Annotated in this window: 22 protein-coding genes; 5 read left to right on the top strand and 17 right to left on the bottom strand. The window is 57.7% G+C overall.

Translation table 11 applies throughout. The features are described from left to right. Window positions 1–34: 34 nt before the first annotated feature. Window positions 35–2,164 carry an IgaA/UmoB family intracellular growth attenuator gene (locus tag ADG881_RS12550; RefSeq protein ID WP_007149761.1) on the top strand — a complete coding sequence of 710 codons (2,130 nt, stop codon included), beginning with the start codon at window positions 35–37 and terminating at the stop codon, window positions 2,162–2,164. Between the two features lie 293 nt (window positions 2,165–2,457). Here the strand turns inward: ADG881_RS12550 and ADG881_RS12545 are convergent, their stop codons facing one another. The 6 genes from ADG881_RS12545 to ADG881_RS12520 all read right to left on the bottom strand — a co-directional run bounded on the left by ADG881_RS12545 (window position 2,458) and on the right by ADG881_RS12520 (window position 10,401). Beyond that, window positions 2,458–2,817 (bottom strand): DUF4189 domain-containing protein, encoded by a 360-nt coding sequence (locus ADG881_RS12545; RefSeq protein ID WP_156790416.1) that lies wholly within the window; start codon window positions 2,815–2,817, stop codon window positions 2,458–2,460. Window positions 2,818–2,960: 143 nt separating this feature from the next. Next, window positions 2,961–3,296: a hypothetical protein gene (locus ADG881_RS12540; RefSeq protein ID WP_007150854.1), complete on the bottom strand. Its 336-nt coding sequence runs from the start codon at window positions 3,294–3,296 to the stop codon at window positions 2,961–2,963. Window positions 3,297–3,408: 112 nt separating this feature from the next. Further along, window positions 3,409–4,320 (bottom strand): bestrophin family protein, encoded by a 912-nt coding sequence (locus tag ADG881_RS12535; protein ID WP_007150624.1) that lies wholly within the window; start codon window positions 4,318–4,320, stop codon window positions 3,409–3,411. Between the two features lie 121 nt (window positions 4,321–4,441). Next, window positions 4,442–5,878 (bottom strand): efflux transporter outer membrane subunit, encoded by a 1,437-nt coding sequence (locus tag ADG881_RS12530; RefSeq protein ID WP_050760159.1) that lies wholly within the window; start codon window positions 5,876–5,878, stop codon window positions 4,442–4,444. Next, window positions 5,871–9,065, bottom strand: a complete 3,195-nt coding sequence (locus tag ADG881_RS12525; protein ID WP_007149767.1) for an efflux RND transporter permease subunit — start codon at window positions 9,063–9,065, stop codon at window positions 5,871–5,873. Before ADG881_RS12525 ends, ADG881_RS12530 begins: the two co-directional genes overlap by 8 nt. A gap of 154 nt (window positions 9,066–9,219) precedes the next feature. After that, the gene (locus ADG881_RS12520; RefSeq protein WP_007149227.1) at window positions 9,220–10,401 is read right to left on the bottom strand and encodes an efflux RND transporter periplasmic adaptor subunit; all 1,182 of its coding nucleotides are present in this window, start codon (window positions 10,399–10,401) and stop codon (window positions 9,220–9,222) included. Between the two features lie 700 nt (window positions 10,402–11,101). On the opposite strand from ADG881_RS12520, the gene ADG881_RS12515 reads away from it, so the two are divergent. Next, window positions 11,102–12,058 (top strand): AraC family transcriptional regulator, encoded by a 957-nt coding sequence (locus ADG881_RS12515; protein WP_039926738.1) that lies wholly within the window; start codon window positions 11,102–11,104, stop codon window positions 12,056–12,058. 110 nt (window positions 12,059–12,168) lie between these two features. Here ADG881_RS12515 and ADG881_RS12510 read toward each other — a convergent pair whose 3' ends face one another. From ADG881_RS12510 to ADG881_RS12500, 3 genes are all read right to left on the bottom strand, one after another. Next, on the bottom strand, window positions 12,169–12,930 hold the full coding sequence (locus tag ADG881_RS12510; RefSeq protein ID WP_007149452.1) for an ABC transporter permease: 762 nt from the start codon (window positions 12,928–12,930) through the stop codon (window positions 12,169–12,171). Next, window positions 12,930–13,919 (bottom strand): ABC transporter ATP-binding protein, encoded by a 990-nt coding sequence (locus ADG881_RS12505; protein ID WP_007149257.1) that lies wholly within the window; start codon window positions 13,917–13,919, stop codon window positions 12,930–12,932. The genes ADG881_RS12510 and ADG881_RS12505 overlap by 1 nt, the downstream gene beginning before the upstream one ends. A 133-nt stretch (window positions 13,920–14,052) precedes the next feature. Continuing rightward, window positions 14,053–14,643, bottom strand: a complete 591-nt coding sequence (locus ADG881_RS12500) for an NADPH-dependent FMN reductase (RefSeq protein ID WP_007149607.1) — start codon at window positions 14,641–14,643, stop codon at window positions 14,053–14,055. 90 nt (window positions 14,644–14,733) lie between these two features. Here ADG881_RS12500 and soxR point away from each other — a divergent pair, with 90 nt between their 5' ends. Next, window positions 14,734–15,198: a redox-sensitive transcriptional activator SoxR gene (soxR, locus tag ADG881_RS12495; RefSeq protein WP_007149517.1), complete on the top strand. Its 465-nt coding sequence runs from the start codon at window positions 14,734–14,736 to the stop codon at window positions 15,196–15,198. Window positions 15,199–15,400: 202 nt separating this feature from the next. Continuing rightward, window positions 15,401–16,417: an isocitrate dehydrogenase gene (locus ADG881_RS12490; RefSeq protein WP_007149111.1), complete on the top strand. Its 1,017-nt coding sequence runs from the start codon at window positions 15,401–15,403 to the stop codon at window positions 16,415–16,417. 235 nt (window positions 16,418–16,652) lie between these two features. Here the strand turns inward: ADG881_RS12490 and ADG881_RS12485 are convergent, their stop codons facing one another. The 8 genes from ADG881_RS12485 to ADG881_RS12455 form a co-directional block, all read right to left on the bottom strand. After that, window positions 16,653–18,260, bottom strand: a complete 1,608-nt coding sequence (locus tag ADG881_RS12485) for a hypothetical protein (RefSeq protein ID WP_156790415.1) — start codon at window positions 18,258–18,260, stop codon at window positions 16,653–16,655. A 376-nt stretch (window positions 18,261–18,636) separates the two neighbouring features. Next, the gene (locus ADG881_RS12480; protein WP_156790414.1) at window positions 18,637–19,788 is read right to left on the bottom strand and encodes a hypothetical protein; all 1,152 of its coding nucleotides are present in this window, start codon (window positions 19,786–19,788) and stop codon (window positions 18,637–18,639) included. Window positions 19,789–19,818: 30 nt separating this feature from the next. After that, a complete protein-coding gene (locus ADG881_RS12475; RefSeq protein ID WP_156790413.1) occupies window positions 19,819–20,202 on the bottom strand; it encodes a hypothetical protein in 384 nt (127 codons plus the stop codon). 122 nt (window positions 20,203–20,324) lie between these two features. After that, the gene (locus ADG881_RS17595; RefSeq protein ID WP_156790412.1) at window positions 20,325–20,696 is read right to left on the bottom strand and encodes a hypothetical protein; all 372 of its coding nucleotides are present in this window, start codon (window positions 20,694–20,696) and stop codon (window positions 20,325–20,327) included. Window positions 20,697–20,726: 30 nt separating this feature from the next. Continuing rightward, complete coding sequence (locus ADG881_RS12470) at window positions 20,727–21,077, bottom strand: hypothetical protein (protein ID WP_039926732.1); 351 nt, start codon at window positions 21,075–21,077, stop codon at window positions 20,727–20,729. A gap of 175 nt (window positions 21,078–21,252) precedes the next feature. After that, the gene (gene hemH / locus ADG881_RS12465) at window positions 21,253–22,335 is read right to left on the bottom strand and encodes a ferrochelatase (protein WP_007149608.1); all 1,083 of its coding nucleotides are present in this window, start codon (window positions 22,333–22,335) and stop codon (window positions 21,253–21,255) included. A gap of 132 nt (window positions 22,336–22,467) precedes the next feature. Continuing rightward, window positions 22,468–22,869, bottom strand: coding sequence for a thioesterase family protein (locus ADG881_RS12460; RefSeq protein ID WP_007149765.1), 402 nt, complete (start codon window positions 22,867–22,869; stop codon window positions 22,468–22,470). A 101-nt stretch (window positions 22,870–22,970) separates the two neighbouring features. Next, entirely contained in the window at window positions 22,971–23,756 is a 786-nt protein-coding gene (locus ADG881_RS12455) for a hypothetical protein (RefSeq protein WP_007150560.1), read from the bottom strand. A gap of 200 nt (window positions 23,757–23,956) precedes the next feature. Between ADG881_RS12455 and ADG881_RS12450 the strand changes: the two genes are divergently transcribed. Next, on the top strand, window positions 23,957–25,546 hold the full coding sequence (locus tag ADG881_RS12450) for an ABC-F family ATPase (RefSeq protein WP_039926729.1): 1,590 nt from the start codon (window positions 23,957–23,959) through the stop codon (window positions 25,544–25,546). The last annotated feature ends 48 nt before the right edge of the window (window positions 25,547–25,594 follow it).

Below are 25,594 nucleotides of genomic sequence, written 5' to 3'. Positions count from 1 at the left end.
ACTCTCCCCGTTTTTCAAACAGGACGGGGTTGCCATGGAAGCGCTTGCCATACTGAAAATTCTGCTGATTCTCTTTCTGCTCGGCTCCACGCTCTACAGCGTCATTGTCTATCAGGGCCGCAAGAAATCCTCACTGAAAAGTCTCGCGACCTTCCGCCAGGAAGGCACGCCCCAACGCAACCTGGATCCGACCGAGCTGCGCCTTGTGGATGCGGTCATCGCCGAGGCCGAGAAAAAGACCCTGGGCACACTCACCGGCAATGCGGTTTTTGCCCTCAGCGGCCCTTACCTGCGCCACGGGCTGACCACCAATGGCAATACCGTCTGGCATGACACCATCGGCGGCGTGGAAGTCTTGCTGCCCTATGACGCCGAATATTTTCTCCGCGAGCACAATGATGCCCTGGTCGTGCTTGCCGAGAAAAAAGCCATCGTCGTTGCACTCAATGATGATTTCACCCTGGCCGGCGGCGAAGAACGCAACCAGCGCCGCGAGCAAAAACAGCAACAATGGGAAAGCGGCGACCACGGTGAGCTGGCTCGTGTGGTTGAGGAAGACGAGCAAACCCGCGAAGACGACCCTGCAGGCACCCTGCGCATTCGCGAACAGCGCGATGAAACCGACGCGGAAATCGCATCCCGGCGCGGGCGCGGCCTTGCCATGCTGCCCGCCTTTCTGTGGATCCTGGCCTTTGTCTGCCTGGGCATTGCCATCGGGGTCGACAGCTCGCTCATCGGGTCAATCTCTCTGGCCACCGGCCTGCTGTTCGTTGTCATCGCCCTGTTCCGGTTTTTCCGTAAACCGTCGCCGGACAAGCCGCAAAAAGTGAATCAGGTCTCCGGGCAGATTTGCCTGACGCCGGTGGCCGTGGATGAACAGAACAACGTACAGATCTCCGTCACGCTCAACGAAAGCATCGGCTTTGTGTTGCCCGAGCACTGGCGCCCCTTCATCGAGTATGAGGACGGCCAGAATCAGGAAATGGCCGTGCGCGTGGATGATTACAGTGTCGTCAGTTACGGCAACCGGATGTCGCTGGACGAAGAAGTTCGCCGTTTCCCCCCTGTGTACTGGGGGCGCCACCTGACCCTGGCTCTGGTGGGTGCCACCGCCTTGCTGTTCCCGCTTGCCAGCTTCACCGAACTCTCCCGCGATCTTCTCTTTACCGGCCAGCTGCTCAGCGGCGCACAGGAAACCACCCCGCAAACTCCCGACGCCGTGCTCCAGCAGCCCCCCGCCATCGGCGCACCGGTGAGTATCGAGGGGCGCGGTCAATGCGCGTTGAACACAGACGGTTACCGCCCGACCTTCGACTGCAGACGCATCCACTGGGGCAGCAGCGTACCCCAGTCACAGCACCTGGAAGAGCCGGAGATCATCCGCCAGCTGCGTGACCGGACACTGCTGCAAACCCGCACCGATGGTTACCTCAGTTTGATGGCGACGATGCAAGGCTGGGACACCTACCGCAATGGCAAACCGGTCATGCTCAGGCACCTGCCTGAGCTTATCGACACGCTGGATTCGGCCTGTAGCCAAAGCGGCACCAGCAGCAGTGCCGAAAGCCAGTGCGAGCGCATTCACCGGCACATGCTGTCCCGGCTGATCTTCACACTCGACCACCAGCCGGAAACATGGACCTCACTGAGAAACGCCGTACAAACGCAAGCAGGCAGTGATGACCCGGTAACCGCAATCACCAGCGAAGCGCACGTCAAGGCCCTGCGTCAGCGGTTGAATCAGCTGGCCAACGAGCTGGATATGGAACGCGGCGTCAACATTGCCCGGGACATTACCAACAGCCAGCAAGGCGGCGTGCAGATCCGGCTGGTGCAAGGCCCTGTGCCCAGCACCCTGATGCCCGACGACACCACCTCGCCCTATCAGGCCAGCATTGACGCGATGACTGCCATGATCGACAACGCCGCCGGGCAGCCCTTCAAGCTCCGGGGCATGGTCACCGATTATCAGGTTGTTGATGGGGGGACCGCCGTGCTAAGCCTGGACCTGACCCGTCACCGCGATAATCCGGGCAACGCGGTCCTCAATGTGCTCTGGCTATTGTTGGCAGCGGGACTATTGGCCGGTCACGGCCTCATGACCGTCATCCGCTTCAAGCAAAGCAGACAAAGGAGCAGGGCCGTTGCGGCCCTGTACGCCTGAATGCGCTAGGGAGCCTCTGAATAACTCCTTGCGTACTCAGCGTGGCCTGAAGGGTGCAGCTGTTGTGTTTTGTCGCGACGGTCAGGGTGGTTCCCTTTCCTAGCGGCAAAGCTCAGCAGATGGGCCCTTCAGGCCTTGCCCTCCGGGTCTTCCAGGCTGGCCCGCACTCGTTGTTGCGCTTTTTCGATGGATGGACATATCTCGATCCCCCTTGAGGGGACACCTTCAAAAACGCGCCTAGATTGCGAACCAGCCTGAAAGAATGAGCATGCAAGGAGCTATTCAGAGGCTCCTTAGTTACCGTTACAGCCCCAGGCCCGAACCATGCAGCGCTGGCCGCCCTGACGCACGCAATATTGCAGCGCGGTGTTCTGGGCCTGGCCACCGCTGGAGGCCGTACCCCAGCCATACGCGGAGCTCCCCGATGCCTGGTCCGCCGCATAGGCGGCGCAGCCCCGGGAGAATGTCTGCACCACCCGACAACCATAACCGCATTCGCTCAGCGCCCGAGACTGGGCCTGCTGCATGCTTCCATGGTTATAGCTGAAGCCGTACTGGTCACCCTGATTGCTGTCGATGGCCAAGGCCCCGTTGGCGCTGGCTACGCTGGCGAACAGCATGGCGATAAGTATCGCGAATATTTTACCCATCATTGATCCCTTCCCTGTTCGTTGTTTGGAGCTGAATAATCGATCCCTTACCGGCTCAATTGCACCGCTTTTCCCGGCCCCTCACCATGGAGAAACCGCAACAGTATGGTGGCTTTTTGTTGCCGGGCCGGCACAGCATGACGCCCTTATTGATAGCGAGCGCCAGTACCGGTTTTACGGCCGGAGGGGCACAGGCACTCATAATCAATGGAGTCCAGGGTTCTACGTATCTTGCCGTTACCCAGCGGCTCGCTCTTCATATAACCCAGTAGATAGTTCGGGTATGCCGCTGAGCCCGCCCGAATAGGCGTGGTGCCTTCCGGGCAACGCACTTTGGGGGCATTGTCCGATTCAAAGAGATCCAGCACCTCACTGTACGCCGGGCGGGTAAACGGCCCCGCACAGACCTCATTCGCCGCCGCCACTAGCGGCGCGCTTTGCAACGCCACCAGCAATACCGAAAACCCCATCAACCTTTTCATGTTATGTCCCCTGTTCACACCGGCTCATCCGGCTTATGGAAATAACATAGCGAGGCGCGGTAAGGCCGGCATCCCCCAGATAGGGGATGCCATAACGGCAAATCAACCGCCGTTACTGAAGCTGGAAGTTCTTTACCGGCAAGGGGGCGGGTGCAGCCTCGCCCAGGGCATCGGCCACGGAAATTTCATGAATGCGGCACAGCGCATCCAGGGGCAGGTCATTGGGGGCCCGGCCGAAAGGTGTCTCCAGGTGTTCGGACAGGCGATCGATACCGAAGAAGGTATAGGCCACAGCCGCCGCCAGTATCGGGGTTGCCCAGCCCATGCCACCAATCAACGCAAAGGGCAGCAGGTAGCAATAGACATAGGCGGTGCGATGCACCAGCAAGGTATAGGCGAACGGCAAGGGCGTGGAAGCAATACGTTCACTGGCCGCCTGGATACCGCTCAACGCCGCCAGACGTTCATCGAGTATCTTCAGCCCCATGCTGTCCAGCGCCCCCTGCCGATACTGCTCCCCCAGCAAGCCACCAGCCTGTGCCAGAAACGCATCCGCCGGGTTGGCTTTCGCCAGCGCCGCATCCCGCTGTTCCGCTGACACCCAGGCCAACAGTTCCTCGTTGACGGTTTCGCCACGAAGCTGGCCCTTCAACGTCACCGCATGGGCCAGCACCTGCATCAATAATGCGCGCCGGGCAGCGGCGTCCTCGCCCAGCAAAGCACCGCTGGCTCGGGCCAGGCTGCGGATTTCATTGACCATCTGGCCCCATTGTTTGCGCGCCTCCCACCAGCGGTCATAGGCAGCGTTATTGCGAAAACCGAGCAGGATCGACAACACGATGCCGAGCAGGGTCACCGGCATAATCGTCAGGCTGGTCAGATCAATCAGTTGGTAGTGACTGAGCGCTGCCACCACCACAGAAAATAACGCGACAAAGGCAATGTGCGGCAGAATTTCCGGCACCACCGACCCCCGCAGGGCAAATAACAGGGCAATGGCATTGGGGCGCTCTCGAACGATCATGGTCTTTATCCGCAGACAGTCAGCCCTGATGGTAAGCAATCGTGGTGGCGATTGGCAGAAGGGGTTGAAACAAAAAAAGGCCCCTTAGGGCCTTTTTTGTTTTCGCATTGACTGACGCCGCCTACGGCTTCGACTCCGCTGCCGGCGCCGGGGCACCGGCCAGGGCCCGGTAGACATCCACCATGGCCTGAGTGACAGCCGCCTGACTGCGCACCTGGGCATCACGGGTGGTGGTCAACTCCTGTTCCGCAGCCAGCACTTCGAAGTAACCGATAAAGCCTTGCTCATACCGGGTTCTGGCCAGCGCCGCTGCTCGCTGGGCATCGTCAGAAGCCCTCACCAGCCGCGCCGCCCGCTGCCTGGAACGCTGATAACGGACCAGCCGGGTCTCCGTTTCTTCCAGCGCCACCAGCACCGCCTGCTGGTAGTTGGCCAGGGCCTCACGGCTGCTGGCATCTTCCGCTTCGATGCGCGCCTTCACCTTGCCATAGTCGAGAAAGGTCCAGTCCACGCCCAACGCCACACGCCGGCTTTCCGCCGGGCCAGTGAACAGGTCGCCGCCGTCCGTGGCCACCGACCCCAGCAACCCGCTGAGGGTAAAACGGGGGAACAAGTCCGCCGTTGCTACACCAATGCGGGCCGTGGCGGCGGCCAACCGGCGTTCCGCTGCGGCCACATCCGGCCGGCGTCGCAACACGTCACCGGGGCTGTCTACCGGGATCACCGGCAAACTGCCCGGCAGCCCGGTATTCACCGCAAGAGTGTCAACCAGGGCGGCCGGCGGCTGGCCGGTAAGCACGGCAATACGGTGCATGGCTGCACGAATATCCGCCTCCAGGGAAGGCAACGCCGCGCGGGTCCGTTCCAGCTGCGCCCGGGCGCGCACCGAGTCGAACTCCGTGCCGCGACCGGCATTGACCCGGGCGGAGACAATATCCAGGGTCTGGGTCTGAATCGCCACATTCTGCTCGGCCACCTGCAGCCGTTGCTGCAAGCCACGCAGTTCAAAATAGCTGCTGGCCACCTGCCCGGCCAATGCCACCTGCAAGGCACCGAGATCAGCCCCCACCGCCTGCAGCTGCGCCGCTTGGGACTCGGTGGCCCGGCGTAAACGGCCGAACATATCCAGCTCCCACTGCGCCGCGATGCCGGCCTGGTACAGCTCTACCCGCTCCCGCCCACCGCCGGCCGGCGTGCGCTCCACATCCGCCAGATGCTGCTCGGCACCGCTGGCACTGGCCGTGACGCTGGGCCACTGCTCCCGCTTGGCGCCGTACAGCAAGGCCGCGGCCCGATCGTAACGGGCCAACGCCGCCTGCAACGTCTGGTTCGCTGTCAGGGTTTGTTCGATCAATTGCGCCAACAAGGGATCATCAAAGCCCTGCCAGAAGTCCTGCTCGGCCTGGGCAAAATCACCCGCGGTGGTCGAGGAGGTCGCGCTGGCATGTGGCGCCGAAAAGCTGTCCGGTTCCGGGGTCTCCGGCACCTGATAATCCGGCCCGACCGCACACCCGGCCAACAGGGCCAGCCCACCAATAAGGCCCACTGCATTACGCATGGTTGTCTCCTTGAATCTGTCCATGGGCGCCCCCTTCCAGGGTGCTTTCATGGTGACTGACCGGCGGTTTGCTGCCCGCCAGTTTGCGCAACGCCACATAGAACACCGGCGTCAGGAACAGCCCGAACAGGGTGACGCCGAGCATGCCGAAGAACAGCGCCACACCCAGTGCCTGGCGCACTTCCGCACCGGCACCACTGCCCAGCACCAGCGGCAGCACCGCGGCGGTGAAGGTAATGGATGTCATGATGATCGGGCGCAAGCGCAACCGGCAGGCTTCCAGTGCCGCCTCGACCACACCCTTGCCCTGCATTTCCAGTTCGCGGGCGAACTCCACAATCAGGATGGCGTTCTTGCAGGCCAGCGCGATCAACACCACCAGCCCCACCTGAACAAAGATGTTGTTATCGCCACCGAAGAACCACACGCCCATCAGGGCCGACAGCATGCACATGGGCACAATGAGGATCACCGCCAATGGCAACGTCCAGCTTTCGTACAGGGCGGCCAGCACCAGAAACACCAGCAGTATCGACAGGGGGAAGACCAGCAAGGCCGCGTTGCCCTGGGTCGCCTGCTGATAACTCAGGTCGGTCCACTCGAACGTCATACCGTTAGGCAACACCTCATCGGCAATGCGGTTGAGCACCGCCATGGCCTGGGCAGAGGAAAGCACCTGAGGGTCGGCTTCACCGGCCAGGTCTGCCGCCGGGTAGCCGTTGTAGCGCAGCACCGGATCCGGGCCGAAATCTTCGGTGATAGTGACCATGGAACTGATGGGCACCATATCGCCGTGAATATTGCGCGTACGCAACCGGCCAATGTCATCAATGTCTTCACGGAAAGGCGCATCCGCCTGGGCAATCACCTGCCAGGTGCGGCCGAAGCGGTTGAAGTCATTCACATAGGCTGAACCCAGATAGGTCTGCAAGGTATCGAACAACTCCGTCAGCGGCACGCCCTGGGCTTTCGCCTTGAGGCGGTCCACCTCCGCATTCAGCTGCGGTACATTGGCCTGATAACTGCTGATGGGAAAACCCATCCCCGGGGTTTGCGCAATGGCCCCCTGGAATGCATTCACGGCGTTCTGCAACTCACCATAGCCCAGGTTGCCCCGGTCCTCGATAAACAGCTGATACCCTGAACCGTTACCCAGACCGAGAATCGGCGGCGGCATAAAGGAGAACGTAATCCCTTCCTTCAGGCCGGCGATTTTCTGGTTAATCTCGGCATTGATCTCGGCCGCCGAACGGCTGCGCTGATCAAACGGCTCCAACGGGAAAAATGCCACACCGGTATTGGAGGTATTGGTGAACTGCAAGGCATTCAAACCCGGGAACGCTACCGAGTGCGCCACGCCTTCGGTGTTCATGGCGATGTCTGTGACTTTCTGCAGCAAGGCATCGGTGCGCTCTAGCGACGCCCCTTCCGGCAGTTTCACCCCGGCGATCAGGTACATCTTATCCTGTACCGGAATGAATCCCGGCGGCACCACCTTGAACATCAAGCCGGTGCCGGCCAGCAACAGCGCATAGATCACAAACACCACACCACGATGATGCAACGAACGGGACACGCCGCCATGGTACTTGTCCGAGCTGGCATTGAAGAAACGGTTGAACGGACGGAAAAGCCAGCCAAACAGCGTATCAATGATGCGCGTCAGTCGATCCTTCGGTGCGTCGTGGGGCTTGAGCAACATGGCCGCCAACGCTGGCGACAACGTCAACGAGTTGATGGTGGAGATCACCGTGGAGATGGCAATGGTGACCGCGAACTGTCGATAGAACTGGCCGGTAACGCCGGACAGAAACGCCATGGGAATAAACACCGCACACAGCACCAGACCAATTGCCACAATCGGGCCAGACACTTCCCGCATGGCCTGATGCGCTGCCGCCAGTGGCGTCAGCCCCTCTTCAATATTTCGCTCCACGTTCTCCACCACCACAATGGCATCGTCGACGACAATGCCGATGGCCAGGACCAACCCGAAGAGAGTCAGTGTGTTGATGGAATAGCCAAGCAGATAGAGCGCCGCAAATGTCCCTACCACGGAAATCGGCACGGCCAGCAACGGAATAATCGAGGCGCGCCAGGTCTGCAGGAACAGGGTGACCACCAGCACCACCAGCAGCACGGCTTCAATCAGGGTCTTGATCACCGACTTGATGGAATCACTGACGAATACCGTGGTGTCGTACACCGCTTCATACTTCACGCCTTGCGGAAAACGGGTGGCAATCTCATCCATGGCGGTGATCACCTGGTCGCGAATTTCCAGCGCATTGGCGCCCGGCGCCTGGAAAATACCAATCGCTACCGCGTCCTTGCTGTCCAGCTGGGAGCGCAAGGTGTAATCCCCCGCGCCGAGCTCCAGCCGCGCCACATCGGACAGACGAACAATCTCGCCCTGCGCACCGCTCTTGAGGACCACATCACCAAATTCTTCCACCGTGCGCAGCCGCCCCTGAGCGTTAATCAGTGTCAGAAAGTCACTGCCCGGCATGGGCTCGGCGCCCAGTTGGCCGGCGGATACCTGCACATTCTGCTCGCGCATGGCGCCCACCACATCGCTGGCAGTCAGACCCCTGGCGGCAATTTTTTCCGGGTCCAGCCAGGCACGCATGGCGTAGTCACCGCCGCCAAAGATTTGCGCATCGCCCACACCACGAATCCGCGCCAGCACGTCCCGCACATGCAGGCGGGCGTAATTACGCAGGTACAGGGTGTCGTAACGGCCATCCGGGGATGTCAGGTGGACCACCATCAAGAATGTTGGTGACTGTTTCTGCGTGGTCACCCCCTGGCGGCGCACATCTTCCGGCAACCGAGCCAGGGCCTGACTGACCCGGTTCTGCACCCGCACGGTGGCATCATCGGCGTCGATGTCCGGCCGGAACGTCACCGTCATCTGCAGCACCCCATCGGAGCCCGCCACGGATTTCAGGTACATCATCCCTTCAACGCCGTTGATCGCCTCCTCCAGTGGCGTCGCCACGGTTTCCGCAATCACCTTCGGATTGGCCCCCGGATATACGGTGCGCACCACCACTGACGGCGGCACCACTTCCGGATATTCACTCACCGGCAGGTTGGGTATGGAAATCAGCCCCACCGCAAAAATAATGATCGACAACACCGCCGCGAAAATGGGCCTGTCGACAAAGAAACGTGAAAAATTCATGGCAATACTCCTGCGCGGCGGATCAGCGACCCACCGTGACATGTCGTTCCCTTTGAAGTTGCCGGACCGCCTTTCTCGCTAGCGAGCAATCACGGTTATCCGGTTTTGCTGGAGAGCCTCTGCACAGCACCCTGTACGACAGAGGCGCTCCCGGTCACGGCTGGACAGACGCCACCGCGGGTTCAGCCGATTGCTCACTCACGGCAACCTGATGGGGCGCCACGGGCATGCCGTCAAAGAACACCTTCTGCACACCGTTGACGATGACTCTGTCGCCCTGTTTCAGGCCATCCAGAATCACCAGCTGGTCGTCCACCGACCGGCCCGGTGTTACCTGGCGGCGAGCGGCCATGTTGTCCTCACCAACCACATACACGAAGCGACGGTCCTGATCGGTAAGCACCGCTTTACGGTTCACCAGCATGGCGTTATCCATGCGCGCCATCGGCAATTGCACGCGGGCGAATTGCCCCGGCTTAAAAGTGCCATTCGGGTTGGCCAGTTCCGCCCGGTATTGCAAGGTGCCGGTGTTGGCGTTCAATCGGTTGTCGATAAAGTTCAGCGTGCCTTGATGCGGAAACCCCGACTCTCCGGCCAAGCCAATGCGCACCCTGGTCGGCTTTCCCGCCACACGAGCCTGTTCGCTTTCCTGTGCGGCTTGCTCGTCCGCATCGAAATACACGTACATCGGATCCACCGACACCAATGTGGTCAGCAATGTCTGATCCGCACTGGCCAGGTTTCCCCGCGTCACCAGGGCGCGACCCGCCCGGCCACTTACCGGCGCCGTTACCCGGGTGTACTGTAAATCCAGCTCGGCGGTTTCCAGCGCCGCCTTTGCCGCATTGACCAGCGCTCGCGCACTCATCTTTGCCGCGTTGCGCTGGTCATACTCTTCACGGGAAATCGCACGGCTTTCCATTAACGAACGGGCTCGCTCTGCCTGGCTGTTCGCCAGTGCCAGCTCACTCCTCGCCTGTGCCAACTGCGCTTGCGCAGCCTGCTTTCTGGCCTGATACGGGCGAGGATCAATCTGGAAAAGCAGATCGCCAGCTTCCACCAGAGCCCCTTCTTCAAAGGCCACCTTGTCGATGTAACCGCTGACCCGGGGCCGTAGCGCCACTGTTTCCGGCGCTACCACACGACCGGTAAAAGACTCCCACAAGGTCACCGGTTCCGGTTGAACCAGGGCCACATCCACATCCGGCGCGGGCATCTGCTGCGAGGCTTCACTACGCGCATCGCAACCGGACAAGAAAACAATCGCCATCAAAATAAACGCCAGGCCCAGGTACACACCCACACCACCGGCCGTTTCACTACTAACACTTTCCATGAATCTGACTCCCGCTATCACCCTTGATGCATTACCGCAGTAATGCGTACCCGATAATCGAATAACCCTGAAACGATTCGACAGCGTGGCAAAACCAATTCACCACCCGATCAGACACTCACCCTGAAAAACCACAACCGAACCGTCATGGCAGAGGACTCTAATTCCTCAAGTTGAGTTGAGGTCAATAAAAAAATCCACGCCCATGACGAACCAGCAAACTGCCAGCACGGTTGCCCGGCAAGAAAGCACAGGGCTTTCCTGAATGGAGAGAAACTGTAATGAAAAGGGGCCGAAGCGCGATATCGGGTTACTGCCTCAACATTGCCCGATCCTGTTTAAATCCATCTGCGCCGGTGAAACGCAGGTTTGCCCCCGGCCATGTTTCACCTGGATGTCATTACTGTTTCAGGCAAGAAAACCACGGCAGGAACAGGCGACAAGGAGAAGATAAAGAAAGAAAAAACCAATAACCCCTTAATTTAAAAGGGTTAACCTTTGAAACAAGGGAGCCACTGGCCACCCGCATGGTTCTTCCCCTACAGGTTCGCAACAGTAGGGGATATTGCCTGATCCCACAGGCAGGCGGGTGCAGATTGCCGGTTTCTGCGCAGTCATTGCCCGATTCTGCAGAAAATGGCTCGATACCCCACCGCCCTACCCGGTGCATGCGTATACTGCGCCAAAAGGGAGAAAGGTCATGACCGCCACTTTATCCAATGTTGCCGCCCCTGCTGGCAGCACACTCGAGCAACAGCTGGCGCAGCTTGTCTGCGAACAGATTGCAGAGCCGGGCATGCTCGATTCCGGCATCCCGGGCGTATCGTTGTATCGTGCCGATGACACCAGCAGTTGCGCCTCTACGGTCTACGAGCCTTCACTGATTTTTATTCTGCAAGGCACCAAGACCATTGAGCTTGGCGACCGTGAAATTGTGTACGGCCCATCAAGCTACCTGGCCAGCTCCGTCCATCTTCCGGTGCTTGGGCAAATTGTGGATGCCTCCCCAAACCATCCTTACCTGGCGGTAAAAATCGATGTGGATCCGCAGGAGGTCACTGACCTTGTGCTGGAGTTGGGTGACAAGGTTGGCCGTTATGAACCGGGCAATGAATGCCCCGAAGTGGGCTGTGGTCTGTGCATGTCCCACATGGATGAATCCATGCAGGGGGCGCTCTATCGACTGCTGAACCTGATGACCACCCCGGACGATATTGCCGTGCTCGCCCCACTGACCCGTCGGGAGATTATCTACCGTTCATTGATTGGCGAGATGGGACCGCGCATGCGCAAGTTCGCCTCGATTGATTCCCAGGCCAACCGGATATCCAGGGTCATTTCCACCCTCAAGGACCGCTATTCCGAACCATTGCGGGTGAAGGATCTGGCAGACTCGGCCAACATGAGTGAGTCCACCCTGTTCCATAGCTTCAAACAGGTCACCCGCATGTCACCACTACAATTTCAGAAGAAGCTGCGTCTCCATGAAGCACGCCGACTGATGCTCACCGAAGGGCTGGAAGCAGCCACGGCCAGCTACCGGGTGGGCTATGAAAGCCCATCCCACTTCAGCCGGGAATATAGCCGCTTGTTCGGCGCACCACCGCGCGCAGACGTAAGCAAGTTGCGCGGGGCACAGGCAGGCGTTAGCGCCTGATTAGGCAGCCCTGAAAACCTGGGACGTCAGACATCTGGTATCGAACATTTGGCAAAGCGCCGGGGGATTCGCGATAAACCAAAAAAAAGGGCGCTTTATGCGCCCTTTTTTTAGCTTTTCAATTTATATCCGGTTTTGAATATCCACCACACCAGCCCCATGCACAGCGTCAGGAACAACAGCGTCATGCCAAGGCTGATCCCGATGTGCACATCCGCCACACCAAAGAAGCTGTAGCGGAACCCGCTGATCAGATAAACCACTGGATTGAACAGGGTCACCGTCTGCCAAACCGGCGGCAGCATATCGATGGAGTAGAAACTGCCCCCCAGAAAGGTCAGCGGAGTAATGATCATCAGGGGAATGATCTGTAGCTTCTCGAAGGTATCCGCCCATACCCCGATGATAAAGCCAAACAGGCTGAAGGTGATCGCCGTCAGCAGCAGAAAGCCAATCATCAGGAAAGGGTGCTGCACCTCATAATCCACAAACAATCGTGCCGTCAGCAGAATCAGGATGCCCAGAATCGTGGACTTGGTTGCCGCCGCCCCCACATAACCAATCACGATCTCCACATAGGACACCGGTGCCGACAGCACCTCGTAGATGGTGCCGGAGAAAGTGGGCATGTATATCCCGAAAGACGCATTGGAAATGCTTTGCGTCATCAAAGACAACATGATCAAGCCGGGAATAATGAACGCCCCGTAACTGACGCCGTCAATCTCGACCATCCGTGAACCGATCGCAGAACCGAACACCACAAAATACAGCGAGGTGGAAATCACCGGGGAAGCCACGCTTTGCATCAGGGTGCGCCAGGTGCGGGCCATCTCGAACTTGTAGATAGCGCGAATGGAATGAATATTCATCAAGCGTCACCCTGTGCGTTAGGTGCATCTTCACTGGTTACCCGCCCGGCCGTACTGTCGTCCGGGTTACCGTTATGCACCAGGTCCACGAAAATATCTTCCAGCGAACTTTGCCGTGAATGCAGGTCCTTGAATTCAATACCCTGCTCGCTCAGGTGGCGCAGTAATTCGGCAATGCCCGTGTTTTCCTGGTTGGCATCGTAGGTATAAACCATCGAGTAGCCCTCATCGGCCAGCGCCAGCGCCTCGTCCGCCATGGCGGCGGGAATCGCATCAAGCGGTTCTGCCAGGTGTACAGTCAATTGCTTGCGCCCCAACTTTTCCATCAACCGGGACTTTTCATCCACCAGGATAATTTCGCCCTGACGAATAATACCCACCCGGTCAGCCATTTCCTCGGCCTCTTCAATATAGTGGGTCGTCAGAATAATGGTGACACCCTGTTCGCGCAGCTGGCGGACCATTTCCCACATTTCCCGGCGCAGCTCTACATCCACACCCGCCGTAGGCTCGTCCAGAAACAGGATCTTTGGCTCATGGGAAAGCGCCTTGGCAATCATCACCCGTCGCTTCATGCCACCGGACAACATCATGATCTTGCTGTCTTTCTTGTCCCACAGCGACAGCGCCTTGAGCACTTTCTCAATGTGGGCATCATTACGCGGCTTGCCAAACAGCCCGCGGCTGAAACTCACTGTTGCCCAGACGGTTTCAAATGCGTCGGTGGAAATTTCCTGGGGCACCAGACCGATGGCGCTTCGTGCGGCGCGAAAATCGGTAATGATGTCATGCCCATCGGCGAGAACCTTGCCGGACGAGGGATTCACGATTCCGCAAATAATGCTGATCAGGGTCGTTTTGCCGGCGCCGTTGGGGCCCAGCAGGGCAAAGATCTCCCCGGGTCGAATCTCCAGATTGACCTCTTTAAGCGCCTGAAATCCGGATTCATAAACCTTGCTGAGATTGTTGACTGAAATTACTGCATCCACACTGTCTCTCCTTCAAAGGACGCCTTCCCACTCTCACTGCATCGCGCCGATGGCAAGCATACCCTATACAGGCGCACCATTATGCACACCCGGCGCCGTCTATGGGTGCGGATACGCAGAACGACCAACACGCTCACGAAACCGCCGCAAACTCCGGTCGCCGGCGCCCCGCTTTCAGGCTCTGCGCCCACCACCGAAGTACCGCCAGCTGCTGCATCAAACGCTTTTCTGCGCGGACCTTCTGCTCCACCGATTGCCAGCGCCCACGGGCATCAAATTTGTCACCAGCATTGATGATGCTCACCACATTGCGCACCGTCACCGCATGCAACTCGGCATAGACCAGCCGCAACTGTTCTACCGCTCGCAGCCCGCCAGACACCCCGCCATAGCTGATAAACGCCACTGGCTTTGCTTTCCAGGCCGCACTGGAGACATCAATGACCTGTTTGAGGATGGCTGGAAAACTGTGGTTGTACTCCGGCGTAACCACTAAAAACGCATCGGCCTTTGTCAGCCTGTTTTTCAACTGCCGCACACTGGCGGATGCTGCATTCGGAAAATCCGCCGGCACATCAAAATCGCGGGGATCAATCACCTGCAGCGCAAAATCGGGCACATCCCGAATCTGCTCTGCAGCCCAATTGACCAGAGTGTCACACAAACGCCCTTCACGGGTACTGCCGTATACCAAAGCCAGAGTCAGCGGGTCGCGCGTAGCCATATTATCTCCTGAACAGTTGACGACAATGAAGGCTCAGCGTAAAACCTCAATCATTATTGAGGTCAATAAAGAAAGAAAAAGGGAGCAGCTATGACCCTCATCAACGCAAACGATATCGGTAAAGCCCTGACCGTGGGGGAAGTGGCAGAGCGGAGCGGGGTTGCGGTATCCGCCCTGCACTTTTATGAAACCAAGGGATTGATCCAGAGCTGGCGCAGCAGTGGCAACCAGCGTCGCTACCACCGTGATGTACTGCGCCGTGTCGCCGTGATCAAGGTCGCCCAGCGTATTGGCATCCCCCTGGCCGAAATCGCCGACGCCATGGCCAGCCTGCCCGACGGCCGAACGCCCACCGCCCGTGACTGGAAACGACTCTCCGCACGCTGGCAGGAGCAACTGGATGCCCGCATTCACGCCCTGACCCAGTTACGTGATCAACTGAGCGACTGTATCGGTTGTGGGTGCTTGTCGATCAAGGCCTGCCGGCTGCGCAATCCCTATGACTCACTCTCCGAGCAGGGCACCGGGGCCCAGCTACTCGAGGATGAGCAATAACCCTGATTCCGCTTCTGCCAGGGCTTTCTCTATGAACGTTCTGCGCTAAAAACACTCTGTCATCATAACCTGCGACTTTTGTCGGCATTCATTTTGCCGGCCGTGACGTGGCAGAATAGGGGCCCCATTTCTTTACTGGACATGGCATCTGGGCCCCGGACACATCACGCTCAACCCTTATTAACCGCAATCAGGAGGCAGTATGAACGAGAACACCGTAACCGTTATCCCCGGTGACGGAATCGGACCGGATATCGTCGATTCCACGGTACGGGTACTGGACGCGCTGGATTGCGGCCTCAAGTTTGAGTATGCCATCGCAGGGCAGACCGCTCTGGATCAGGGGCTGGAGCTGGTGCCGGAAGACACCCTCGCCGTGCTCAAACGCAACCGCCTGGCCCTGAAAGGCCCTATCACCACCCCGGTGGGCGGCGGGTTCACTTCCGTGAACGTAACCCTGCGCAAGACCTTCGACCTGTTCGCCAACGTGCGCCCGGCCCTGTCCATTCCCGGCGTTAAGTCCCGCTATGACAATGTGGACATCATGACCATTCGGGAAAATATCGAGGGTATCTATTCCGGGCTGGGGCAAACCGTCAGTGACGACGGCGAAACCGCCGAGCTGCGCAGCCGCATCACTCGCACCGAGTCCGAGCGCCTGCTGCGTTTCGCCTACGACACCGCCACCAAACAGGGACGCAAGAAAGTCACCGTGGTGCACAAGGCGAATATCATGAAGTCCACTTCCGGGCTGTTTCTGGATGTGGCTCGCAAGGTGCGCGAGGACTACCCGAATCTGGAACATGAGGAAATGATCGTGGACGCCTGCGCCATGCAGCTGGCCATGAACCCGCACCGTTTCGATGTACTGGTTACCACCAACCTGTTCGGCGACATCCTTTCCGACCTGTGTGCCGGCCTCATCGGCGGGCTGGGCGTGGCCCCCGGGGCCAACATTGGTGAGCACGGCGGTCTGTTCGAAGCCGTCCACGGCAGCGCACCGGACATCGCCGGCAAGGGCGTGGCCAACCCCACCGCCATTATGCTCGCTGGCGCCATGATGCTCGATTACATGGAACAGCACGACAAGGCGAAAAGGTTGCGCCGCACCGTGCGACACGTGGTCGGCCAGGGGGAAATCGTCACCCCGGATCTGGGCGGACGCGCCAGTACCACAGAGTTTACTGACGAGCTGATTCGCCACCTCACCAATCAGTAGTAGCCAGCAAGGCGTGGCACGCCTGGTTGCCGGCATCACCGGCAACCAGGCTATTTTCTTTCCAGAAGCAAAAATCGTTATACAACCTTTACGGTCAGCACCGCAGGAAACAAACAACAATAGCCTTTCATTCCATTCAGCTTAACCCGACACATTCGCGTGCCAGGCAACAGCTTCAATGCCCGACAAAGCCTGCTCCATTTTTTATCCAGAAAAGCTTTCCAGAAAAGCCCAACTATTCGACCATTCTGAACTTGCCCCCCGTGGACAAGCAGGCCTGCTTCACTTGCTCCGGTTCCGAGCCATAAAGGTAATCATGCGTCTCCGTGTCCCCTGTCGGGCTCTGATGACTGCAAATAGCCTGTCGGGTCGAACTGTCACAGCTGGCAACCTGTTTATTGCGCCCCTGAGCGCATTGCGCCTTAAACTGCTCACTTTTGGCTCGGCTGAAAAGAGTATAGTCAACACAGATAAAGTTACCCGGGTCATAACAACTGAACTGAAATACCCCTTTGTCATCATCACTACCCACCTGGCTCGCTGCCCCACCACCCTGAGCAACCTGCCGGCTCATTGCATTCATGTTCTTGCCGTCGCCACCGGCCATCACATCGGAGGCGAAGGCAGTGCCAATATCCACTTTGGACGAATCTGAAATTCCCGATGAACCAATCACTGCTGCGCCCCCAGCGAGTGCAACAAATTTTCCGAATCCATCACCGCTGTTTGATTTTTCCTCGATGCCGTCGTCGATCAACTTGCCGTTGTCGTATATTTCCGTGAACTCCCCTGTTCCGCCACCCAACTGGGCCCGTCTGCGCACCGTAAATGAGCCCTGACGTTTGCCGGCCAAGTATGTTCCGGCGTAGCTTTCACTGTTCTCGGCAACGTTAGCGTAATCGCCGTATCCCTTGCCGTTTAATTTTCCCTCTTCCCAGTAGCCCACGCTCAAACTCGTCACGCCATTCGTCCACGCTCCTGCTCCATTCAACTCTCCCTCAACATGCTCGCCAATCCGCACATACCAGACCGCTCCTGCCTCTGTAGTGCCGGATACCTGTTTGGCTGCAAACCCGTTCAGCTTCGAGTGTTTGAATTCCCCCATGGACTTGACGATCATGGCGTTTGTGTAGCCCCAAATAACAACACCAAACCCGTGCATTTCCGCCTGGTCATTAAAATCACCGTATCGATGCCACTGAAAACCATCTTCACGGGTTTCTGTGCTTAACAGGCGGGCAATACGTGCCTTGCCGGGAACATCGCCAAGCTGGGTAACCTGACTGCCATTTTCCAAAGGCATATCAAACACACCCTCGACCATTACCCCTTGATCAAATCGCCCCACAAACTGCGCGTTATTTTTTTCATCAACCGCTTTTCCAACCCCATGTGCAAGCCCGCCAACACACTCCCCTTTAATAAAATTCCAATCGAACTGATCCGCTGCCACCTCTGTATTCACAACATAAGCGCCGGCATCCACCAAGGTACATTCCGTCTCATAACCGATATGGGGGTAACGAGCCGCCACAACCGCATCATAGCCTTCACGAACAAGGCTGATCGCCTCCATCATTGCTGGCTTGCTGAAACGATCCTGGAAATTACTGATGATGGCGTCGTTACGCGAGTCGAAGGCATAAGGGTCGCCCCAAGACCTTTCTGCCATGGCAATAACCCGGATTTTTCTATAAAGGTCTTTTAGTTCCGGCTCATTAATATAGGGATTGGGGCCCTGAGCTTGCAGTTTAGAAACAAGGTTCCCGTGATATGACAACGCGCAACCACCCAATAGCAGCGGCACGATTAGCATCAGGATTACGGCAATGGATTTGGACATCATTTCCCCGGACAACAGGCAATCGCCAGCCCCACGCATAAGGCGCAGAGCCTCTGTCTGAACCATAGCAATGGGGTGAGGCTTATCCCATACCTCAAGTTAGGTATTCAGCCCCGCAGACGGCATCTCGGGAGAATCTCATCATGACATCCGTATCATCCGTGAAAGATACAACCACTATGCAACTTCATATGCGCTAGGCACAGCCCGTTCTGGGATAAAAAAACGCCCGCATAATGCAGGCGTCACCATTACATTCGAAATCCAGATTGTGCATTTGCGATCAAGCCTTCTGGCCAGCAACCAGCATAAGAGCCGACAGGAAGAGAGCTCTCATATTTTTCCTCATAACCCTCCACAAGGGAGTCAGGAAACATCACCCATAATAATTCTTTATTTCAATATCCAGCCTCTTCTTCCTGATGCAGGACTGAATGTCATCAACGGTCGGCTCGTCAGGAGCCTTGACACCACGAACCGTTCCGTAAGAAGAGTAAATATCCGGCCAGATATTCCTTCCTTTCGGAGTATTCGCCTTCATCACCCGCACATCACCATGTCTCAAACGGTCAAACCGGTCTTCAATACACGAAGCCACAAAATCCAGCGACCCCTTTCCCTTGTATAAATAGACATTGCTGTACCAAATTATTCGCCGAGCATCGGTATAGAAATTATCCGTCAGGTTTGCGTTACAGAGTCTGCAGGTGTAGTACAACTGAAAGATGCCGTCATACTTGCTTTTAAAAATAACCGACTCCGCATCCTCTTTAGCTATTGCCAACGTCTTGTCCAGAGCCACCTTCCCCCTACGATTGATAATTTCAATTTCCAGGAAATCATCATCCTCAAGCCGGGAGAAGTCATACCAGCTGTTCACTGTCCAGGAATAGGGACCACGCCTTTCCTCCCCTCTAAACCCGGTAAGATTCACTTTGTTAACCCGCTTTCCATCCGCGCGGAGTTGAAAAACCAAAGACCCACTTGAATCCTGGTAATTTCTGGCCAGCAGCTCCACGGTCTTGACCCCGGTTTTTTCTGGTGGCTGCTCCTGCTCCTCTCTCTTCCACTCATAAACCTTGTAGCATGTCTCCTGAAGATCCTCTGCATAATCATCATCAATCATGGAGAAAAGGACATCGAAAACCATTACCACCTTGAAAACACACATGCCGGGACTATAACCGTACGGCCCGTATCGCTCATAAGACACTTTCCGTCGTACGACAAGCTCTTCCTTTTCCTGGGCGTAAATCTCAACCGGGTCGATATGGATATTCAGCTTTTCCTCGTCAACCTCATACTTCCCGCGTAGTTCATAGTGGGAAAACGCCGGCTCAGAAACCGCATCTCCAAAATACCGTTCTTTCTCATAAACGGCGTCTTTCATGTAGCTTTCTCTGTCTGCATTGATCGTTCCGCAGCCGACCAGTGCCAGCCCCCATAGCACACAGACAAAATAATGGATTTTCACCTTACCCCCGATCACAACCTTATTAATGACAGAACAACCGACCTTCATCAGCAAAATTATTTAATTCCTCAGCCGCTGACACGCTTAACCCCTGAAATGCCAACGAGATATCTCCACATCCCAACCCCCTTCCCGACGCAGTTGCGAAACCTCATCCATGAGCGCCTCCTCGGCTTTCCTCCGATCGGGCCTGCGGTAGCACGTTGCATCCCCGTCTACCCCCCAATAGGCATACGCATATTTCCGAAAGCGACGCTGTATCTCCGGCATCTTGTCGGACATGTAGCCGCCATAGAAATCTACGAAATCCGCATGGAATACCGTTGAAAAGACCGCTCTTCCCCCATCACGGCCCTCTTTAACAGCGCAATAACCGAATTCCTTCCCGACATCATCGCCTTCTGCTGCCAGCCCCCCTAGAGGCAGCACCATCAACGATACCGTAAGAAAAAGTATTTTCCTGCGCACAACGCCCTCCGAAAGCCAGTCTTAATAGTGAGAAACCCCAGACTTCCTTTCGTCAGTCTGCGCATACGCCAGAACGGGATTAAGCGGCACAGGACGCAGGAAACCCGGCAGCAATCAGAACGTCATCGACTCCATCTTACCCGGTGAACCTCATAATCCCGGTCTCGCCAGTTGGAGATCGCACGATTTCGGCTACGCTCTGCTTCCCGTTCGGAGTCGTGTTGATTCCTTGCACAACTCACGTTGTAAATGGTTGCTTCAGGGTCATATTCTGCATCGATAAATTCAGCGAAGCTGTCATCTACACGGCTTGGCGTCACGTAGGAATCATAGAAAACACCCGAGATGTAAACCTCGGATATGTCTTCATCACCATAGGATCGATATTCCGCTTCACAAAAATGGTATCCGGAGTATTCCGCATGGGCGAAACCGCCAAAAGACACCATGACTACGCCTGCAGCAGCCCCAAATAACTGACGTATTGTTTTCATTTTCATCCCCTAACATTGATCCTTGATTGTTTATTGCGTCCAATACAACTTGTGGCTCTGACCACCATCGCCGTAGTCACGACACCCCTCCCGATCCTCCCCTCTGAGAAAAGCGGCAGGGTAACGCTCGTTGTACTCCTGGATCTGCAACCGGTTAATCGCCTTTGCGCAGGAGCACATGGCACTTCTTGATGCATCGGCACCTGACGCTGGCTTAACCGTTGTCCAAAACGCTTTATCCCCGACGGAAAGATCAAAATTCACAAAATAGTCACTGTCCATAATACATTCCTTGGCATAGCTGCTCGCATGGCCTGCGACGGCAAAGAACATACAAAAAAGACCCGGAACCAGAAAGAAAACCGATTTTGTAGCTTTCATGACACCCTCTCACTGCTTATCAGGATCGAACGCTCAAAGCCCCCCATTCAGGTTGGCCCTGCGATAAATAGTCAGGGATTTGGCATTAACCCGCATCCCCCAAATGAGGGATGCAGGAGCGCGCATCCTGAGATGCCAACGAAGGGAGGGGGAGGAAGGGGCGGGTTACCGCTTGCTACTTCAGTGCCTCGGCTCGCGCGGCGCGAGCGGCCAGGGTGGCTGGCTGATTGTCCCCTGGCTGCCAGCCTTGCAGGTTATTTTCGACCAGTTGTGTCAGCGCATCCAGGTGCACAGGCTCTGCATTCATGGCAGAGATATAGGCAAAGGATTCACCCCCGGCCTGCTCAAAGTAGCCCCGGTTTTCCTCATCGATTTCCTCCACCGTCTCCAGGCAGTCAGCGGAGAAGCCGGGGCAGAAGACCTGTACCGATTTCACTCCTTGCCCTGGCAGGGCTTTCAGGGTGGCATCCGTGTAGGGCTGCAGCCATTCTTCCCGCCCGAAGCGGGACTGGAACGTCGTCATCCATTGATCATCGGCCAGTCCCAGTGCCTCGGCCAGTAACCGGGAGGTCTTGTGGCACTCGCAAAAGTACGGATCACCCTTGAGCAGAAAACGCTTGGGCACACCGTGGTAGCTGAAGATAAGCTTGTCTGCGCTGCCATGTGCTTCCCGGTAGGCACGAATATGTTCTGCCATGGCCTGAATGTACGGCGCAAAGTCCGGGTAGTGGCTGATAAACCGCAAGTCCGGCAGCCAGCGTCGCTGCATGAAATCCCGCGCCAGCGCATCGAAGGTGGACGCGTTGGTGGAGGCCGAATACTGCGGGTACAGAGGCAACACCAGCAGCTGACGCACGCCATCATCTTCCATCGCCTGCAGCTGACTGGCGATGGACGGGTTGCCGTAGCGCATGGCAAGACGCACCACTACGCCGTCACCGTATTTCTGTTGCAGCCGCTCCCGAATACCATCCGCCTGGTCCTGACTATGCACCAGCAGCGGTGAGCCTCTTTCTGTCCACACCCCTTTATAGGCTTCGGCGGAACGGCGCGGGCGAATCACCAGAATGACCAGATTGAGGATGAAGAACCAGACGAAGCGGGGAATTTCCACCACCCGGGTATCGGACAGAAATTCGCGCAGGTAGCGGCGCAGAGCCCCGGTTTCCGGCGCATCCGGGGTGCCCAGATTGGTGATCAGCACACCGGTTTTGCGGGGCTGGCGATGATCAAAGTTTTCTTGTCCCTGATAGGCCATGAAGCGATCTCACTCGGTTGCCATTCTGATAGAGAGGGAGCTCGACTCGCCCCCGAACTACTATGCCCGTTAGTGTAGCGGCATCACGCCAGGACGCCATGGCGACCAGGCTATCAGCACCATGGGAAAGCGTTATTCCGGCAACGCCCCTTCATGGCGAGCCAGCTCCTCACGGAAGTCATCAGGGATCGGCGCCGACGCCTGTTTTTCATGGTTGAAGTAAACCTGCACCGCCCGCCCCCGGGCGACCAGGGCATCGTTCTGCCAGGCCTGCTGGGTAACCACAAAAGAGCTGTTGCCAATGCGCTCAATGCCGGTGCGCAGGGTCACGTCGCTGCCGTAGTAAATCTGGGCAACAAAATCGACCTCGACTCGGGCGAGGATCAGCGGCAGGGATGCGGGATTGCCCCCTCTGCCGAAAAGCACAAACAACGGCGCGCGGCCCGTTTCGAACCAGCCGGTAACAACAGTATTGTTCACATGGCCAAACGCATCGGTTTCGTAAAAGCGGGGGGTAACGGTTTGTTCAAACATGACAAGGGTCCGGTGGGTAAAGCGGGCCTGCCATGATACCCATGGCGCCGCACAAGTCGAATCCTGCCGGCATGCCCGCTGCGCTCACACCGCTACTGTGATCACTTACCCTGCAGGTGGTCCAGATCCGCACGCAGCTTTTTAACGGTATCTTCCCGGGTGTACTTCTCCACTTGAAGCTGCTCCACCTGGGACATCAAGGCCTGCACGTCACCACTGAGCCGCTCCATGGGCTCCCCCATACCGCTGGACTGGCCGACGCTGTCCTCTTCCAGCGCCTTCAGCTCCTCATCCTTGGCCTCCAGCTGCATCCGCCCGCGTCGCAACCGGTCGGCGGTGTCGGTGAGGGCTCTCTGCTCGTCGAGCAGCTGGCGACGCAGACGCTCCAGCATGGCCTGATAGGAGTCAGTCCCCACGCTGATCTGCTGCCAGTCCGCAAAACGGTCGCGCAGCAACGATGCCGGCAGGCCCGGCGGCAGATCCGTGAGCGGCAGGCTCACATGCGCCCGTGAGGACGCCTCCCCCAGCGGCCCCTCTACCCGCGCCACCGCAGGCAGCGTCACTTGCTCACCGGCCCGAGGGCCCGGCGTCACCACCAGTTCACGGGCGTCCGCGTCGGCATAGCGGACCAGCTGCAAATCTTCCTGCAGTACGAGGGCAACGCTGAACTGATAGGTCGTGGTTGGGTTATCCTTGTCCGTGCGCTTTTGCTGCTCCTCCTCCAGAGCCAGCGATTCAACCTGCCAAACCCCCAAATTGTTATCCTGCAAGGTCCGCTGAACCTGCTGCTCGAGGTAATCATGGCTGGCATTGTTGCTACAGCCCGCACTGAAAAGCGCCACCATCACGATGACCGCCATCCCCGCCAGGGTCGTTTTTGTTTTCATAATCCCCTCTCTGTCTTGCCTCTCCGTTCTAATACGCGCCTTTTTGCCCAATTTTTCAACCCCGGACGGACCGCCGGGCGGGACTGCCTTTTGCCCGGCAAGCCGGTACAATGCCGCCTCTTTCTTCCCGCCGCCTGCTGATAACCCCCGCAGCCGGCGATGGCGCGCCCCCGGCCGCCCTCTCGTTACAGGACAGTCTTTTGATTTCTACCGCGAACATCACCATGCAGTTCGGCGCCAAGCCGCTGTTTGAAAACGTCTCCGTCAAATTTGGCAATGGCAACCGTTACGGCCTGATCGGCGCCAACGGCTGCGGCAAATCCACCTTCATGAAAATCCTCGGCGGCGAACTGCAGCCCAGCAATGGCCAGGTGATGCTGGATCCCAACGACCGCCTCGGCAAGCTGCGCCAGGACCAGTTCGCCTTCGAGGAACACACGGTACTGGACACCGTGATCATGGGGCATAGCGAACTGGCCACAGTGAAGGCCGAACGCGACCGGATCTACAGCCTGCCGGAAATGAGCGAAGAAGACGGCATGCGCGTGGCCGAGCTGGAAATGCAATTCGCGGAGATGGACGGCTACACTGCCGAGGCCCGGGCCGGCGACCTGCTGCTGGGGCTGGGCATTCCCGAAGAACAACACGCCGGCCCGATGACCGCCGTGGCCCCCGGCTGGAAACTACGCGTACTGCTTGCCCAGGCCCTGTTCTCCGATCCGGACGTGCTGCTGCTGGATGAGCCCACCAACCATCTGGATATCCACACCATCCGCTGGCTGGAAGATATTCTGGTGGCACGCTCCAGCACCATGATCATCATTTCCCACGACCGTCACTTCCTGAACAGCGTGTGCACCCACATGGCGGATCTGGATTACGGTGAGCTGCGCCTGTTCCCGGGCAACTACGACGAGTACATGACTGCCGCCACCGCAGCCCGTGACCGCCTGTATGCGGACAACGCCAAGAAGAAAAAGGAAATCGCTGACCTGCAGAGCTTTGTCAGCCGCTTCTCGGCCAACGCCTCCAAGGCCAAACAGGCCACCAGCCGGGCCAAGCAGATCGACAAGATCCAGTTGGAAGAGGTTAAGCCCTCCAGCCGGATCAGCCCCTACATCCGTTTCGAACAGACCAAGAAACTGCATCGTCAGGCCGTCACCCTGGAAGGGCTGGGCAAACATTACGACGACCTGACCTTGTTTCAGGACCTGAACCTGCAGGTAGAAGCCGGCGAACGGGTAGCCATCATTGGCCCCAACGGCATCGGCAAGACCACCTTGCTACGCTGCCTGGCCGGTGATCTCAGCGCAGATAACGGCACGGTAAAATGGGCCGAAGCGGCGGAGTTGGGTTACTTTGCCCAGGATCACAGCCACGATTTTGAGCAGGACATGATCCTGTTCGACTGGATGGCGCAATGGACCAGCGATGGTGAACAGGCGGTACGCGCAGCCTTGGGCCGCATGCTGTTTTCCAATGACGAAGTGCTGAAATCCGTGAAGGTGATTTCCGGTGGTGAGCAGGGGCGCATGCTGTTCGGCAAACTGACGCTGACACAGCCCAATGTATTGTTGCTGGATGAGCCCACCAACCACCTGGACATGGAATCCATTGAAGCGCTGAACCTGGCACTGGAAAATTACCCGGGCACACTGTTCTTTGTCAGCCACGACCGGGAATTCGTCAGCTCGCTGGCCACCCGTATTCTGGAAATCACCCCCGAAGGCGTGCGCGACTTCACTGGCAACTATGATGATTACCTGAAGAGCATTGATATCGACGCCTGACGTTATTGTAGGAGTTCCCTTCCAGGGGACGAACCGCGCGCAGCGCGA

Source organism: Alcanivorax sp. DG881 (assembly GCF_000155615.1).
Lineage (GTDB): Bacteria > Pseudomonadota > Gammaproteobacteria > Pseudomonadales > Alcanivoracaceae > Alcanivorax.
The sequence above is the reverse complement of the archived record's forward strand: the minus strand, read 5'-3'. Positions and strand labels throughout refer to the sequence as shown.